The sequence below is a fragment of the Streptomyces telluris genome, from assembly GCF_024519335.1.
GTDB lineage: Bacteria > Actinomycetota > Actinomycetes > Streptomycetales > Streptomycetaceae > Streptomyces > Streptomyces telluris.
In genome coordinates this window covers 92,363-106,217 of the sequence record NZ_JANIID010000003.1, presented here as the reverse complement: position 1 = coordinate 106,217, position 13,855 = coordinate 92,363, and the positions used below count along the sequence as shown (strand labels likewise).

At 71.5% G+C, this 13,855-nt stretch carries 12 protein-coding genes and 1 tRNA gene; 7 read left to right on the top strand and 6 right to left on the bottom strand.

The features are described from left to right. Positions 1-31 precede the first annotated feature (31 nt). A tRNA-Thr gene (locus NQU55_RS04755) sits at positions 32-105 on the bottom strand. Positions 106-299: 194 nt separating this feature from the next. On the opposite strand from NQU55_RS04755, the gene NQU55_RS04750 reads away from it, so the two are divergent. From NQU55_RS04750 to NQU55_RS04735, 4 genes are all read left to right on the top strand, one after another. Beyond that, positions 300-1,574, top strand: a complete 1,275-nt coding sequence (locus NQU55_RS04750) for an RNA-guided endonuclease InsQ/TnpB family protein (protein WP_206329821.1) — start codon at positions 300-302, stop codon at positions 1,572-1,574. Positions 1,575-1,901: 327 nt separating this feature from the next. Beyond that, positions 1,902-3,035: an ABC transporter ATP-binding protein gene (locus NQU55_RS04745; RefSeq protein WP_168095066.1), complete on the top strand. Its 1,134-nt coding sequence runs from the start codon at positions 1,902-1,904 to the stop codon at positions 3,033-3,035. Between the two features lie 239 nt (positions 3,036-3,274). Beyond that, positions 3,275-3,682: a hypothetical protein gene (locus NQU55_RS04740; RefSeq protein ID WP_058045744.1), complete on the top strand. Its 408-nt coding sequence runs from the start codon at positions 3,275-3,277 to the stop codon at positions 3,680-3,682. A 69-nt stretch (positions 3,683-3,751) separates the two neighbouring features. After that, positions 3,752-4,486 carry a nucleotidyltransferase family protein gene (locus NQU55_RS04735; RefSeq protein ID WP_168095065.1) on the top strand — a complete coding sequence of 245 codons (735 nt, stop codon included), beginning with the start codon at positions 3,752-3,754 and terminating at the stop codon, positions 4,484-4,486. Between the two features lie 107 nt (positions 4,487-4,593). On the opposite strand, the gene NQU55_RS04730 is transcribed toward NQU55_RS04735, so the two are convergent. The 3 genes from NQU55_RS04730 to cysS all read right to left on the bottom strand — a co-directional run bounded on the left by NQU55_RS04730 (position 4,594) and on the right by cysS (position 8,854). After that, positions 4,594-6,234: a DoxX family protein gene (locus NQU55_RS04730; RefSeq protein WP_256789834.1), complete on the bottom strand. Its 1,641-nt coding sequence runs from the start codon at positions 6,232-6,234 to the stop codon at positions 4,594-4,596. A 140-nt stretch (positions 6,235-6,374) separates the two neighbouring features. Further along, a complete protein-coding gene (gene rlmB, locus NQU55_RS04725; protein WP_168096036.1) occupies positions 6,375-7,328 on the bottom strand; it encodes a 23S rRNA (guanosine(2251)-2'-O)-methyltransferase RlmB in 954 nt (317 codons plus the stop codon). 128 nt (positions 7,329-7,456) lie between these two features. Continuing rightward, entirely contained in the window at positions 7,457-8,854 is a 1,398-nt protein-coding gene (cysS, locus tag NQU55_RS04720) for a cysteine--tRNA ligase (protein WP_168096037.1), read from the bottom strand. Between the two features lie 178 nt (positions 8,855-9,032). Here cysS and NQU55_RS04715 point away from each other — a divergent pair, with 178 nt between their 5' ends. The 3 genes from NQU55_RS04715 (at position 9,033) to NQU55_RS04705 (ending at position 12,304) form a co-directional block, all read left to right on the top strand. Further along, entirely contained in the window at positions 9,033-10,163 is a 1,131-nt protein-coding gene (locus NQU55_RS04715; RefSeq protein WP_168096038.1) for an acyltransferase family protein, read from the top strand. A gap of 196 nt (positions 10,164-10,359) precedes the next feature. Beyond that, positions 10,360-11,673, top strand: coding sequence for an acyltransferase family protein (locus NQU55_RS04710; RefSeq protein WP_168097026.1), 1,314 nt, complete (start codon positions 10,360-10,362; stop codon positions 11,671-11,673). A gap of 223 nt (positions 11,674-11,896) precedes the next feature. Then, positions 11,897-12,304, top strand: a complete 408-nt coding sequence (locus tag NQU55_RS04705) for a TIGR03618 family F420-dependent PPOX class oxidoreductase (protein WP_168096969.1) — start codon at positions 11,897-11,899, stop codon at positions 12,302-12,304. Positions 12,305-12,328: 24 nt separating this feature from the next. Here NQU55_RS04705 and ispF read toward each other — a convergent pair whose 3' ends face one another. After that, complete coding sequence (gene ispF, locus NQU55_RS04700; protein ID WP_058045737.1) at positions 12,329-12,829, bottom strand: 2-C-methyl-D-erythritol 2,4-cyclodiphosphate synthase; 501 nt, start codon at positions 12,827-12,829, stop codon at positions 12,329-12,331. Then, positions 12,819-13,592 (bottom strand): 2-C-methyl-D-erythritol 4-phosphate cytidylyltransferase, encoded by a 774-nt coding sequence (gene ispD / locus NQU55_RS04695; RefSeq protein WP_058045736.1) that lies wholly within the window; start codon positions 13,590-13,592, stop codon positions 12,819-12,821. Before ispD ends, ispF begins: the two co-directional genes overlap by 11 nt. Positions 13,593-13,855 lie beyond the last annotated feature (263 nt).

The window sequence follows — 13,855 nt, the reverse complement described above, 5'->3', positions numbered from 1 at the left end:
GGCCGCTGGCGTGCTGAGCTGCGCTTTCTTGAGCCGCCTGTCGGAATCGAACCGACGACATCCGGGTTACAAAGCCGGTGCTCTAGCCAACTGAGCTAAGGCGGCCTGACGTGCGCGAACACTGCCCGCGAACGCGGCACCACTCTACACAGCGGCCCGTTCGGCCATCCACAGGCTTGCTAGCCGCACCCCCACAAGCCATACCCAGAAGGTGACATAAAGAAATATTGGTGACCTTTTCGAATGGGAGTCGTTGAGACTGGTGTGCTGGTCCGGTCACCAGCACAGGGGGAGGGGCAATGAAGGGCCGCGCCAAGGAGGCGGGGACGCGCGAGCGCACCTACCGCTTCCGCTTCTACCCGACCGCTCAGCAGGCCGAGCAGCTGTCCAAGACTTTCGGCGCGTGCCGCTGGGTCTACAACCAGGGCCTCGAACTGCGGAACCACAGCTGGGAGCAGCGCCGGATCTCGATCGGATACGCGGAGACGTGCCGGGCGCTGACGGGCTGGCGGCGGGCGGAGGAGACGTCGTGGTTACGGGAGGTGTCGTCGGCCGTGCTGCAGCAGTCGTTACGGCATCTGGATACGGCGTTCTCCCGCTTCTTCCGGGGCGGGGCGCGCCATCCGAAACGGAAGAAGAAGGGCCGGGCGAAGGATTCCGCGACGTACGTCCGTACCGGGTTCCGGTGGTTCGAGGATCCGGAGTGCCCCGGCACCGGGCTGATCCATCTGGCCAAGCAAGCCGAGCCGCTGAATGTCCGCTGGTCACGCGCTCTGCCTGCGGGGACTCTTCCAGTCAAGGTGACAGTAACACGGGACAGGGCGGGCCGTTACTTCCTCCTCGTTCTGGTGAAGGAGTGCATAGCCCCTTTGCCGCCGGCCGTGACGCCTACGTTGAAGGCCGTCGGACTTGATTTGGGCATAGCCCACCTGGTCACGCTCGACGACGGCAGCAAGATCGACCACCCACGCCTCCTGCGCCGCTACCGGGCTCGTCTGGTCAGCCTGCAAAGGCAGTTGCACCACAAGAAGAGGGGGTCGAGCAACAGAAACAAGGTCAGACTGGCGATAGCCCGGCTGTATGCGCGCATCCGTGACGTCCGCAAGAACATGCTCGACCAGCTCACCACCCGCCTCGTGCGCGAGAACCAAGTGCTCGTGGTGGAGGATCTGGATATCGCGGGCATGAAGCGTGACCGGTCCGGCATGCAGGCCCGCAGGAGGGCCCGGCTCAATGAAGCGATCTCGGACGGCGGGTGGGGAGAACTGCTGCAGCAGCTCACCTATAAGGCGGAGTGGTACGGCCGCACGCTCGTCGTTGTGAACCGCCACTTTCCCTCCACCCTGCGCTGCTCCGCATGCCACACCAACGGTGGTCCGAAGGATCTGTCCGTGCGGGTCTGGGCCTGCGCCATGTGCGGCGCAGAACATGATCGGGATGTGAATGCGGCGGTCAACCTCCGCGAAGAAGGGCTGCGGCTGTACAAGCTGGTGGTGGGGGCACTACCACGCGGCAAGACGCCCCCTTCCCTGATCCGGGCTGCCGAAATCGAGGGATACCCAGCAGTGACTTGATGCAGTACGTGCCGACGGGCCGTCGGTCGTAAGGCCTGTGGAGCCGTGTAAGACCAGCCGGTGGCGCCCTCAGGGCACTACTTGGCGCTGGCAACAGGCGAAGCCCGCCCCACATCGGGCGGAGGAAGCAGGAACCTCTCCTCCGGAGAGTCAGGCCAAAAGTGCGATGCTCTGCCCGCACCCACCCAAGAAATCTTCCCCCTCCCGTTACTGACAGGAGGTCTTAGCCCAGGTACCGTCACCAGCAGCCCGGTTCGATTGGACTGGACCACTCCCTCTACAACGGATCGTCCGGCACGTTCCTGCCGGTGAAGGGACTGCATCACCATGGCCACGGTCACGTACGACAAGGCGACCCGGATCTACCCGGGGGCCGACAAGCCCGCCGTCGATCAGCTCGACATCTCCATCGAGGACGGTGAGTTCCTCGTCCTGGTCGGCCCGTCCGGGTGCGGGAAGTCGACCTCGCTGCGGATGCTCGCGGGGCTCGAGGACGTCAACGGAGGGGCGATCCGGATCGGTGACCGGGACGTCACCCATCTGCCGCCGAAGGACCGGGACATCGCCATGGTGTTCCAGAACTACGCGCTCTACCCGCACATGACGGTCGCCGACAACATGGGCTTCGCGCTGAAGATCGCGGGCGTGCCCAAGTCGGAGATCCGCCAGAAGGTGGAGGACGCGGCGAAGATCCTGGACCTCACCGAGTACCTGGGGCGCAAGCCCAAGGCGCTCTCCGGCGGTCAGCGGCAGCGCGTGGCGATGGGGCGGGCGATCGTGCGCGAGCCCCAGGTGTTCCTCATGGACGAGCCGCTGTCGAACCTGGACGCGAAGCTGCGCGTGCAGACGCGCACGCAGATCGCCGGGCTGCAGCGCCGCCTGGGCATCACCACGGTCTACGTCACCCACGACCAGGTCGAGGCCATGACCATGGGCGACCGCGTGGCGGTGCTCAAGGACGGCCTGCTGCAGCAGATCGACTCGCCGCGGAACATGTACGACCGGCCGGCCAACCTCTTCGTCGCGGGCTTCATCGGCTCGCCGGCGATGAACCTGGTCGAGGTGCCGGTCACCGACGGCGGCGTGAAGTTCGGCAACAGCGTCGTCCCGGTGTCGCGCGAGGCCCTCGCGGGCACGGGCGAGGGTGACCGGACCGTCACCGTGGGTGTCCGCCCGGAGCACTTCGACGTGGTCGAACAGAACGGCGGGACGGCGACGTCGCTCGGCAAGGAGTCGAAGGACGCCCCGGCCGGCCTGGCGGTCACCGTCAACGTGGTGGAGGAGCTGGGCGCCGACGGATACGTGTACGGCACGGCCGAGGTCGGCGGCGAGCAGAAGGACCTCGTCGTGCGCGTCAACGGCCGCCGCGTGCCCGAGAAGGGTTCGATCCTGCACGTCGTCCCGCGCCCGGGTGAGCTGCACGTCTTCTCGACCTCCTCGGGCGAGCGACTGAGCGACTGAGCGACCGCGCGCGTGGTGCGGCCGCGGTCCGCGCCGCACGAACCCCGCCCCCGTGCCGTCCGAATGGCCCGGGGGCGGGTGTTTTTCGCCCTGAAGCAGCATCAGTTGCTGTTTTCCCTGCCAGATCGCTCTTTTCGAGCTCTGTGCGTCAACCCTGCGACCATCCGCACCACCAGACGCATCCCTCGACCGGGTGACTAGATGTCGCGGCGTCATTACCCCTCGCTACCATCTGCGGCATGAACCAGGCCGCCCGCCACATCGGCAGAACTCTTGCCTTCGTACTCCCCGTCGTCCTCGTCCTCTCGGGGACGCTCGCGGTGACCCGTGTCCCGTGGGCCGCGCCTGCCGATTCGCAGGTGCTCACCGCGTCCTCCGACAACGCCTCCACCCAAGCCCGGATCCGCGCGCCGCACGAGGTGCTGCACGACAAGCTCCTGACCGAGCTGCAGGAGAAGAACCCGGGGGTCGCCCTCAGCCACCTCCAGGAGGCCACCAACGGCCGTCCCTCGCTCGCCCGGCACTGCGTCGAGATCGCGCGGAGCCTCGGGCGCGCGGCGGTCGCCAAGTACGGCCCCCGGCAGGCCCAGCGCTACGCCCGTCCGGTCTGCGACACGTCGTACGCCTCCGGCGTCCAGAGCCGCTGACCGCCGCAAGGGGGCACGGCGCCGCCACCGCCGGTCCGTCCGCGGACGGCACCGCATATCGTGCGGTGCATGACCGGCACGCACGCGTATCCGTACCCCACCCAAGCCGTGATCCTGGCCGGCGGCCAGGGGTCGCGGCTGCGCCCGTACACCGACGACCGCCCCAAGCCGATGGTCGAGATTCCCGGCACCGGGACCCCGATCATCGGCCACCAACTGGCCTGGCTGGCCGCCGAGGGCGTCACCGACGCCGTGGTCTCGTGCGGCCATCTGGCGGAGGTCCTGCAGGAGTGGCTCGTGTCGGCCGACCTGCCGCTGCGGGTGACGACGGTCGTCGAGCAGGAGCCGCTCGGCCGGGGCGGCGGCCTGAAGTTCGCGGCGGCCTCCCTGCCGCACCCCGACCGCCCCTGGTACGCCACCAACGGCGACATCTGGACCCGCTTCTCGCTGCGCGAGATGGCCGCCTTCCACCACGAGCGTGACGCGGCGGCCACCCTGGCCCTGGCCCGGCCCCGGATCCCCTGGGGGGCCGTCGAGACCGACGAGTTCGGGCACGTCCTGGACTTCATCGAGTCCCCGCCCTCCCCGTATCTGATCAACGCGGGCGTCTACGTCTTCTCCGCCGCCTTCACGGAGCTGCTGCCGGAGCACGGCGACCACGAGCGCACCACGTTCCCCCGGCTGGCGCGCGAGCGGCGCCTCGCGGGCTACCCCCTGCCGCACGGGGCGTACTGGCGGGCCATCGACACGGCCAAGGACCTCACGGAGGCCGCGCGGGAGCTCGCGCGGGGCGGCGCGGCCTAGCCGCCCGCCGGACTCCGGCCCGGGTACGCCGGACTCCGGCCCGGGTACACACGACGGCCCCCGCACCTTCCCGGTGCGGGGGCCGTGTGCTGCGTGGAGCGCCCTGCTCAGCCGAGGAGGCCGCCGAGCGCTCCTCCCGTGCGGGTGCCGCCCGTCGAACCGCCGGAGGAGCTGCCTCCGGTGTTGTTCGTGGTGCTGCTCGTGCCGCTGGAGGCCGAGGAGCCGCCGGAGGGGCTGCGGGGCGCCGCGGGCGCGGCCGGCTGCCGCGGCGTCTGCGGGGCCGGGCGGACGCCCTGGCTGGCGCCGGGGTGTCCGGTGCCGCCGGCCGCCGCGCCGGTGGGGGTGCGGGCGGCGCCGGGCGCGGCCGGGGCCGTGGCGGAGGGGGTCGCCGTGTGGGTGCCGGGGGCCGTGGGCCGGGGGGTGCCGACGGCGGAGGGGCTGCGGGGGCCGCGGGGGGTGGAGGTGCCCGGGCTCTGGGGGTAGGGCGAGCCGGGGAGGTTGTTGACGGGCGGGTCGCTGGGGCCGGGGACCTTGACGGTCTGGGAGGAGCGGACGGCGCCGCCGAGGGTGGAGCCGACCAGCAGGGTGAGGCCGATGAGGACGGTGGCCATGATCGTGCCGCGGCGCAGGACGCGCTGCCGGAGCTCCCACAGCTCGGCGCGGGGGCCGAGGCGGCGCCAGGCCTCGCCGGCGAGGCGTCCGTCGACGGAGTAGAAGGGGGCCCCGGCGATCACGAGGGGGCTCCAGGCGGCGAGGTAGATGATGTCGGGCGCGTCGTAGACGGGGGCGCTGCGCCAGCTGACGGTGACGAGGAGGACGGCGGACAGCAGGACGCCGACGGTGGCGGCGAGGCGCTGCCAGAGGCCGAAGATGGTGAGGACGCCGACGACGACCTGGAGGAAGGCGACGGTGAGGCCGGCGCCGACGGGGTGGGCGAGGGCGAGGTCGCGCAGGGGTTCGGCGGCGGCCCAGGGGTGCAGGGCGGTGAGCCAGGCGACCATGGAGCCGCGCTTGCCGCCGTCGAAGTAGACGGGGTCGCAGAGCTTGCCCATGCCGGCGTAGATGGAGATGAAGCCGAGGAAGATCCGCAGGGGCAGCAGGACGACGCCGAGGTTCATCCGGCGGCCGGGGTAGTAGGCGTGCCGGACGGAGTCGCTGTTGCGCTTGGCGGCGGCGCTCTCGTCCTCGCCGTCCTCGTCGTCGTAGTCGGCGTCGGGGCCGTCGAACTGCGGGTAGCGGTACTGATCTTCGTCGTAGGCGCTGTCCGTGGGGCGGACGCCGTGCAGGAGCCGGGTGCCGGGCGCGGCGGGGCCGGCGGCGTCGACGAGCTCGCCGGGGGCGGTGCGCTCGGAGTGGCTGCGGGGGCCCACGACGGAGGGGTGCTGGTCGTCGACGCGGATGCGGGGCAGCACCTGGGTGGAGCCCGCGTCGGTGACGGCGGAGTCCCGTACGGCCTGGAGGAGTTCGGTGGGCGCCGCGTCGCCGGGGGCGGCCCGCCCGCTCCACACCACGGGAGCGCGCCGTTTGGGCGCGCTCTTGACGGTGGGCAGCTGCGCCGTGTCGGCGATGCCCGCGAACTGGCGGGCGACGCGCGGGGGCCGGGCGAGCTGCACGCGGAAACTCACGTGGTTGACGGCGATCTGCGCCGGGTCGGACGGAACCTTCACCGTACTCAGCGCGGGCTGGTCGTCGTACCCGGAAGAGCTTCCCCCCGTGGGTGTGCGGGGTGTTCTGGTGTCCACACTCATCTAACCGAGTGACTTCTGATTAGGACACTGCCTTGACCGAGTCGAACTGTCCGGGTCGCGTCAACGGAGCCCGTCGATCCAGCCCTTAAGCGCAGGACGGGCCGGTGAACCGGCCCGTCCTGCGCTCAAGGAGAGTTTCTTCAGGCGCGGCGGCGCGCGGCCTCGTAGAGCACGACGCCCGCGGCGACACCGGCGTTGAGCGACTCGGCGCCGCCCGGCATCGGGATGCGCACGCGGAAGTCGCAGGTCTCGCCGACGAGGCGGGACAGGCCCTTGCCCTCGCTGCCGACGACGATGACGACCGGGCCTTCGAGGGCTTCGAGCTCGTGGAGCTCGACGTCGCCGTCGGCGGCGAGGCCGACGACGATCAGACCTTCCTTCTGGTACGACTCCAGCATCCGCGTCATGTTGGTGGCGCGGGCGACGGGCGTCCGGGCGGCGGTGCCGGCGGAGGTCTTCCAGGCGCTGGCGGTCATACCGGCCGCGCGGCGCTCGGGGACGACGACGCCGTGGCCGCCGAAGGCGGAGACGGAGCGGACGACGGCGCCGAGGTTGCGCGGGTCGGTGATGCCGTCGAGGGCGACGATCAGCGGGTCCTCGCCGTCGTCGAAAGCGGCGGCGGAGAGGTCCTCGGGGTGGGCGTACTCGTAGGGCGGGACCGAGAGGACGAGGCCCTGGTGGTTGAGGCCGTTGGTCATCCGGTCGAGCTCGGGACGGGGAGCCTCCATGAGGTTGAGGCCCTTGTCCGTGGCGAGCTGGAGGGCCTCGCGGACGCGCTCGTCGTTGTCGAGGTACTGCTGGACGTAGAGCGTCTTGGCGGGCACGCCCTCGCGCAGCGCCTCGACGACGGAGTTGCGGCCGACGACGAGCTCGTTGGGGCCCTTGGGGCCGCCGCGGCGGGGGGCGGGGCGGCGGGCCGCCGCCTGCTTGGCCTGCGCGTTGGCGAGACGGTTCTTCTTGTGTCCCTTGCGCATGGACGCGGGCGGGGTCGGGCCCTTGCCCTCCAGGCCTCGGCGCCGCTGGCCGCCGCTGCCGACCGTCGCGCCCTTCTTGTTGGACGTGCGGCGGTTCCTGCGCTGGCTGTTGCCGGCCATGGGGTCACCTGACTTCTGTTTCTCTGCCGCCTCCGCGCCGCTCGGCCCTGGCGGGCCTCACGGGCTTCGGACGGCTGCGCCGGACTGCGCCCGGCGGTTGCCTACTACGTACGTACGAAAAGTGTCCCTCAGGACAGCGACCAGCGCGGTCCGGACGGGGTGTCCTCGATGGCGAGGCCCGCGTGCTGGAGCTGGTCGCGGATGGCGTCGGCGGCGGCCCAGTCCTTGCGGGCGCGGGCGGCCTGCCGCTGGTCGAGGACGAGGCGGACGAGGGAGTCCACCACGCCGTGGAGGTCGTCGCCGCGGCCGGCGGAGGCGCCGGCCCACTGCTCGTCCAGCGGGTCGAGGCCGAGGACGCCGAGCATGGCGCGGACCTCTGCCAGGCGGGCGACGGCGGATTCCTTGTCGTCCGCGGTCAGGGCGGAATTGCCCTGGCGGACGGTGGTGTGCACGATCGCGAGGGCCTGCGGGACGCCCAGGTCGTCGTCCATGGCCTCGGCGAAGGCGGGCGGGACCTCGGCGGCGGGCTCGACGGTCTTGCCGGCCATCTCGCAGACGCGCTGCATGAAGCCCTCGATCCGCGCGAACCCGGCCTCGGCCTCGCGCAGGGCCTCCTCGCTGTACTCGATCATCGAGCGGTAGTGCGGGGTGCCGAGGTAGTAGCGCAGGACGATGGGGCGCCAGTGCTTGACCATCTCGGCGACGAGGACGGAGTTGCCGAGGGACTTCGACATCTTCTCGCCGCTCATGGTGACCCAGGCGTTGTGCACCCAGTACGAGGCGAAGGCGTCGCCGAAGGCCTTGGCCTGGGCGATCTCGTTCTCGTGGTGGGGGAAGATCAGGTCGAGGCCGCCGCCGTGGATGTCGAAGGCCTCGCCGAGGTACTTGTGGGCCATGGCGGAGCACTCCAGGTGCCAGCCGGGGCGGCCGCGGCCCCAGGGGGTCTCCCAGGAGGGCTCGCCGGGCTTGGCGGCCTTCCACATGGCGAAGTCGCGGGGGTCGCGCTTGCCGGTCTCGCCCTCGCCGGAGGGCTGGAGGAGGTTGTCCAGCTCCTGGTTGGAGAGCTGGAGGTAGCCGGGGAAGGAGCGGACGTCGAAGTAGACGTTGCCGTCGGCCTCGTAGGCGTGGCCGCGCTCGATGAGACCGCGCATCATCTCGACCATCTCGGTGACGTGGCCGGTGGCGCGGGGCTCGACGGTCGGCGGCAGGCAGCCGAGGGCGTCGTAGGCGCTGTTGAAGGCGCGCTCGTTCTCGTAGCCGATGGACCACCAGGGGCGGCCCTGGTCCGCCGCCTTCGTGATGATCTTGTCGTCGATGTCCGTGACGTTGCGGACGAAGGTCACGTCGTAGCCGCGGTAGGCGAACCAGCGACGCATGATGTCGAAGTTCAGGCCCGACCGGATGTGGCCGATGTGCGGGGCGGCCTGCACGGTCGCGCCACACAGGTAGATCGAGACGCAGCCCGGAGTGAGCGGGGAGAAGTCGCGGATCTGCCGGGCGCTGGTGTCGTACAGGCGAATGGTCACGCAACCAGAGTAGTGGGCGTTCGGCAGTGCCCCCGGCAATCCGGCCCGTGAACTGGCGGATCGAAGGGTTCCATGGCGGGATGGCACGCATTGCCCGTTATGTAGTTAATGCGGAAAAACTACAGATTTACGTGATAGCTTCCCCGGCACTGCCTCACCTTCCTCACCTGGAGGGGCGTTGCACCCCACTCTGCCGGTACAGCAGGAGCACGCGGAGCCCCCCGAGACCCCCGGAAGCCCGGACGGCAGCGACGGGCGCGCCCGGCTGGCCGCGCTGGACGGCCTGCGGCTGCTCGCGGCGCTGATGGTGGTGGCGTACCACTACGTGGCGTTCGGCAGCGGCGCCTGGGGCGGGCCGCCGGCGGCGGTCTTCCCCACCGCCCACCTGCCGGCGTCCTACGGCTGGCTGGGCGTGCAGCTGTTCTTCCTGATCAGTGGCTTCGTGATCTGCATGAGCTGCTGGGGCAGGGGGGTCGGCCGGTTCGCCGCCTCGCGCGTCACCCGGCTCTTCCCCGCGTACTGGTTCTCGGTACTCGCCGTGGCACTCGTCGTCCGTTTGTGGCCGGTGCCGGGCGAAACCCCCCGCGCGCGGGACGTCGCCGTCAACCTGACCATGCTCCACTCCCCCCTCGGGGTGGACCCCGTCGACGGCGTGTACTGGACGCTGTGGGTCGAGATGCGCTTCTACCTGCTCTTCGCGCTGGTCGTCGCCGGGAAGGGGCTGACGTACGCGCGGGCGGTGGGCTTCTGCGTGGTGTGGGGCTTCGCGGCGGCCGTCGCGGCGGCGGTGGACGAGCCCGTGCTCGACCAGGTGCTGATGCCGGAGGACTGCTGGTACTTCATCGCGGGCATCGCCTTCTACCTCATGCACCGCTACCGCCCCAACCTCGTGCTGTGGCTGATCGTCGCCGCCTGCTTCCTCGTCGCCCAGCACGACCTGGTGGCGGCCCAGACGCGGGCCGAGGGGTACATGGGCCACCGCGTGCCCCACTGGCCGACGGCGGTGCTGCTCGCGCTGTTCTTCCTCGCCGTGGGGGCGGTCGCGCTCGGCCGGACGCACCGCCTCGGCCACCCCTGGCTGACCGCCGCCGGGGCGCTGACCTATCCCCTCTATCTGCTCCACGAGCGCGTGGGCTGGCTGGTCATCCGGCGGACGGCCGGCGGCCTGCCTCCGGCCGTCCTGCTGATCGTGCTGGTGACGGGCATGCTGCTGACGGCGTGGCTGGTGCACCGCCTGGTGGAGCGGCCGCTGGCGGGGGCGCTGGGGCGCGGGCTGCGGCGGGCCGCGGCGGAGATCCGGGCCGGATAGCGGGTCCGCGGCGAGCCGGGCGGCGAGCCCACCACAAGATCATCACAAGATCACCCCGGAGCCGTTTCCAGGCAGGGGTTGGAATTACGGCAGAGACAGGAGATAACTGTCACGGCGGGCCGGGGGGTCCTTGTGTCAGCATGCGCGCGGACGGCCCTCGTAGGATGAGCCGATCTGAGCCGATGGAGAGGACGACATGCGTTTCGCCAGACGAGGTGACCTCGATGGCGGCCTGGCAGCCGGGCAGCGGACCACCGCTCCCAAGCCCAGGCTCTACGTCCTGGACGCGCTGCGGCTGCTCGCGGCCCTCATGGTCGTCTTCTTCCACTACGTGGCGCTGCGCGGCGGCTGGGGCGAGGACCCCGAGCACATCTTCCCCAACCTGTGGAAGTTCGCGCAGTACGGCTGGACCGGCGTCGAGATCTTCTTCCTCATCAGCGGCTTCGTGATCTGCATGAGCACGTGGGGCCGCTCGCTGGGCGACTTCGTGGTCTCCCGGGTGTCGCGGGTCTACCCCGCGTACTGGGTCGGGATCCTCCTGACGGCGGCCGTCATCTCGCTGTGGCCGCAGGTGCGGCAGATCAACGGCGGATTCAACAGCGTCCTCACGAACCTGACCATGCTCCAGACGGGCTTCGGAGTCTGGGACGTCGACGGCGTCTACTGGACGCTCTTCATCGAGCTGAAGTTCTACGTACTCTTCGCGATCGTCGTGGCCACGGGCGTGACGTACCGCAAGTGCGTGCTCTTCTGCTCGCTGTGGACGGTCGTCGCGATGGCCTCGGTCCAGGCGGACATCAAGCTCCTCGACCAGTGGGCGATGCCGCTCTACCAGCCGTACTTCGTCGCCGGCATCGCCTTCTACCTCATGTACCGCTACCGTCCCACCGCGCTGCTGTGGGGCATCGTCGCCCTGTCGCTGCTCCTCGCCGAGCACCAGATCGCGCGGCGCGTCGCGGACAACACCACGCACAACGTCCCCGCCTGGCCCGCCCGGCTGATCGTCTTCGTCGCGTTCGTGCTGATGGCGCTGATCGCGTGCGGCGCGTTCAACCGGATCCAGTGGCGCTGGCTGTCCACGGCGGGCGCCCTCACCTACCCGCTGTACCTGCTCCACCAGTACATCGGCATGACGCTGATCTACGCCCTGCGCGACCGCGTCCCCCGGCACCTGCTGGTCATCGGCCTGGTCCTGGTGATGCTCGGCGCGGCGTGGCTGATGCACCGGTTCGTGGAGAAGCCGCTGGGCACCTGGCTGCGCAACGTGATGCGCTCCAGCATGGAGGAGGTGCGGCAGCACTCGCCCCGCCCGAAGGCGGCGGCGCACGCCGCCAAGGGCGCCGGTGCGCCCGCCAAGGCGGCCGTGCCGTCGGCCGTGCCCGAGCAGCACGCCGGGCGCGAGGAGGTCCGCGAGGGCGCGGTGGCGCAGCGGCTGCGGGCGTACGAGACGGGTCCGTACGAGCAGGCGGCGGCCGACCGCGTGGGCGCGGGCCGGCCGGACGGGGCCTGACGGAGGCGCCTGGCGGAGGCGGGGCCCGGCGGAGGCCGGGCCGATCCTTCCGGGTCGCCGGGCCACGGGGTCACTGGGCCACGGGCTCACTGGGCCACTGGGCCACTGGGCCACTGCGGGCGCGTTCCGGCTTGTCCCGGCTTGTACGCGCCCGTTTCCCACGCGTGCGGCATACGGTGAGCGCGACCGCGCACGCGCACGCCCCCCAGGGAAGGAACACGCCGTGGCCGCCTTGCTCTCCGACGACCTGAAGAAGCTCCTCGACGACTCCCCCGTCTTCGCGACGGTCGCGACGATCCAGCCCGACGGCAGCCCCCAGGTCACGGTCACGTGGGTCAAGCACGACGGCGACGACCTGCTGATCTCCACGACCGTCGGGCGGCGCAAGGAGAAGAACCTGCGCCGCGACCCGCGCGTCACGGTGATGATCAACCCGCACAACGCGCCGTACACCTACGCAGAGGTCCGCGGCACGGCCGAGATCACCACCGAGGGCGGCCAGGAGCTGATCAACGAGCTCTCGCGGAAGTACACCGGCAAGGACTACGCGGACTTCAACCCGGCGGCGAAGGACGACGCGGAGAGGGTCGTCGTACGGGTCACGCCGCGGAAGGTCGTGGGGTCGATCTGACCCCACGGCGCGGTCCGGCGGGGCTCAGTACGCGTCGGCGCGGACCACCAGGGCCGTCGCCACGGCCGTGAGGCCCTCCTCGCGGCCCGGGAAGCCCAGGCCGTCCGTCGTGGCCCCGGAGACCGTCACCGGCGCGCCGACGGCCTCGGAGAGGACCTTCTGCGCCTCTTCGCGGCGCTTGCCGATCCGGGGGCGGACGCCGACGACCTGGACGGCGACGTTGCCGATGAGGAAGCCGGCCTCGCGGACGATGCGGGCGGCCTCGGTCAGCAGCGTGACCCCGGAGGCGCCGGCCCACTCGGGGCGGCCGGTGCCGAAGTGCGCGCCGAGGTCGCCGAGGCCGGCGGCGGAGAAGAGGGCGTTGCAGGCGGCGTGGGCGACGACGTCGGCGTCGGAGTGGCCGGCGAGGCCCGTCTCACCGGGCCACAGGAGGCCGCCGCACCACAGCTCGCGGCCCTCCTCGAAGGCGTGGGTGTCGGTGCCGATGCCCACCTGGGGCAGGGCGGGGATCCGGTCAGAAGCCATCGTTGGCCCTCCTGCGGGCGAGTACGGCCTCGGCGAGGACGAGGTCCAGGGGGCGGGTCACCTTGAAGGCCTCCTCGTGGCCGGGCACGAGGACGACGGGGGCGCCGAGGCGCTCGACCATGCCGGCGTCGTCCGTGGCGCCCTCGCCCTCCTGGGCGGCGAACTTCTCGTGGGCGGCGTCCAGGGTGCGCCGGTCGAAGCCCTGGGGTGTCTGGACGGCGCGCAGCAGGGACCGCTCGGGGGTGCCGGTGACGAGCTCGGGCTCGCCCGCGGCGGCGCCGGTGCGCGGCTCGACCTGCTTGACGGTGTCGGCGAGCGGCAGGGCCGGGACGACGGCGGGGGCGCCCTCGCGGACGGCGGTGATCACGGCGTCGACCGTGTCGACGGGCACCAGGGGGCGCGCGGCGTCGTGCACGAGGACGGTGGTGACGTCGGCGGGGAGGGCCGCGAGGCCGAGGCGTACGGACTCCTGGCGGGTCTCCCCGCCGGGGACGACGAGGACCTCGGCGCGGTCGTGGCCGGTGAGGGGGTGGTCGTCGAGGAGGGCGCGGACCTCGGCCGCGCCGTCCGGCGGGGCGACCACGACGACCAGGGAGACGGCGCGGGAGGCGGCCATCGCCCGGACGGCGTGGACGAGCATCGGGGTGCCGCCCAGGGCGCGCAGGGCCTTGGGGGCGCCCGGGCCGAGCCGGACCCCCCGGCCGGCCGCGGGGATCACCGCGGCGGTGCGCGCGGGAGTGACGGCAGGGGCTCGATCAGACATTGCGTTCACGTTCAGGTTTGCTTCCTCGGCCGGATTGGGTATGGCCTGGGGGTACCCCCTGCTCGGAGAGCGGGGGGAGTGCCGGGCAAGCCCCGACCAGCCCCTTCCGTGACAGCTGGTCGGGCCGGCTGCCCGGGCCCGGCACACCGAGTCGTGTACGGCGCGTGCGCCGGTGTCCTCCGGTCACCGGCGTCACCGGAACGAGAGATGCCGCAGCGCCCGGCGGATGACTTGCGTCACCGCGCGGGCACCGCGGCACTTCT

Bases quoted from the DNA above. Each gene is read 5' to 3' on its own strand.
- NQU55_RS04710 (WP_168097026.1), top strand. From the start codon at position 10,360: ATGCGTTTCGCCAGACGAGGTGACCTCGATGGCGGCCTGGCAGCCGGG.
- NQU55_RS04735 (WP_168095065.1), top strand. From the start codon at position 3,752: ATGACCGGCACGCACGCGTATCCGTACCCCACCCAAGCCGTGATCCTG.
- rlmB (WP_168096036.1), bottom strand. From the start codon at position 7,328: ATGGCCGGCAACAGCCAGCGCAGGAACCGCCGCACGTCCAACAAGAAG.
- NQU55_RS04745 (WP_168095066.1), top strand. From the start codon at position 1,902: ATGGCCACGGTCACGTACGACAAGGCGACCCGGATCTACCCGGGGGCC.
- NQU55_RS04730 (WP_256789834.1), bottom strand. From the start codon at position 6,234: ATGAGTGTGGACACCAGAACACCCCGCACACCCACGGGGGGAAGCTCT.
- ispF (WP_058045737.1), bottom strand. From the start codon at position 12,829: ATGGCTTCTGACCGGATCCCCGCCCTGCCCCAGGTGGGCATCGGCACC.
- NQU55_RS04740 (WP_058045744.1), top strand. From the start codon at position 3,275: ATGAACCAGGCCGCCCGCCACATCGGCAGAACTCTTGCCTTCGTACTC.
- NQU55_RS04750 (WP_206329821.1), top strand. From the start codon at position 300: ATGAAGGGCCGCGCCAAGGAGGCGGGGACGCGCGAGCGCACCTACCGC.
- ispD (WP_058045736.1), bottom strand. From the start codon at position 13,592: ATGTCTGATCGAGCCCCTGCCGTCACTCCCGCGCGCACCGCCGCGGTG.